General features: G+C 58.3%; 1 protein-coding gene. It reads right to left on the reverse strand.

The window, feature by feature from the left end:
• Nucleotides 1-38 precede the first annotated feature (38 nt).
• Nucleotides 39-1,190 (reverse strand): IS1249 family transposase, encoded by a 1,152-nt coding sequence (locus ICL81_RS11815; RefSeq protein WP_223160727.1) that lies wholly within the window; start codon nucleotides 1,188-1,190, stop codon nucleotides 39-41.
• Nucleotides 1,191-1,282: the final 92 nt, after the last annotated feature.

Genomic DNA, 1,282 nt, shown 5'->3' on the forward strand with positions numbered 1-1,282 from the left:
GGGTTATAGGACAAAACGTGTGTAAACGGTTGGGCGGGTCATGCCCGTCCTCCCCATCCAGCACGTAGCCAGAGCCCTTCCGCAGCATCGAGTCCTGTGCCGTAGAGCTCTGGCCCATTGTCGGGTTCCGTGAACCGAGGACGAGGTTTAGGCTCGGGCTGAATTGCTTCTGGTGTGATCAAACTGTGCGCTGTCTTGAGCAGTCCTGCCCGTTCAAAGAGCACCCATTCCGCTGCTCGTTTCTGATGCTCGACGTGCATGCCTCGATGGAGCCTGAGTGTCTGTTTGATTGCTGCGTTGATGCCGCCCTCGAGCCCACTGGTAGTTCGAGGCGCTTGGAAGTGCACGTAGGTGAACAGGTGCTGTTTGCGTTGTACATCTACCAGGAGCCGGTACGCCTTACGTAGTCGGTCGTGGGTGTACCACCACTGTTTTCCAGTAGGTGAATCCCAGCGCCCGTCTCGGAGTCGATGCTTTGCGTAGCTTCGCTCGCGCGTGAGTCGGCCATGGATGGTGTGCCATGCGTTGAGTTGCCGGAGCCAGTCGATCGCGTGTTCTGGAGTGTGTACGTGACTGAGTTGTTTGGTCAGGCTGAGGAGTGTCTGGCCTGCTGTGGTGCGGGGATTCCAGGTGAGGTGGGTGCGAACGTTCAACAGGACGTGGAAGATGCAGCGTTGCACGAGGGTGTCTGGCCACACTTCCCTCAGTGTTGCTTGGAGTCCTGGCCCGCCGTCACACACGACCACGAGCGGGGCTGGGATCTGGGTGAGGAGCGCGGTCCAAGCGGCCTGAGATTCTGTTGAGCACCACTGGTACGCGATCGGGGTGTGGGATTCGTTGGTCGCGACCAGGAGACACCAGCCACCAAAGTAGGTGCCGTCCACGATCACACATTTTGGTGGCATGGTGACTGCCGGAAGGGTCGGGGTGATGTTCCAGCACCAGCTTGTTTCTCGTCGGAAGGTGCGGTCAGAAGCGTGGCTGGGGAGTTCTTGTTGGGAGAGTTTCCCGAGGAGCCAGGCGAGAAACTTATCGAGGGTGTGCCGGCGGGAGAGATCGATGCGTTTACGGGTGCTGGAGCTTCCGCAGTTCAAGCATCGCCATCGTCTGGTGCCAGCTGGGGTGAACCCGTTTTTGACGAGCTTGTTTCCGCATATCACGCAATGGGTGGTGTTACTGATTTCCGGCACGGTTAATGGTGCCGGGGTAAGACGGTCCTTGTTTAGGGGCGTGTTTATGCGGCTAGATCAGGATTCGTTACACACGTTTTGTCCTATAACCC

This window comes from Leucobacter sp. cx-328 (genome assembly GCF_014530035.1).
Taxonomy (GTDB): Bacteria; Actinomycetota; Actinomycetes; order Actinomycetales; family Microbacteriaceae; genus Leucobacter.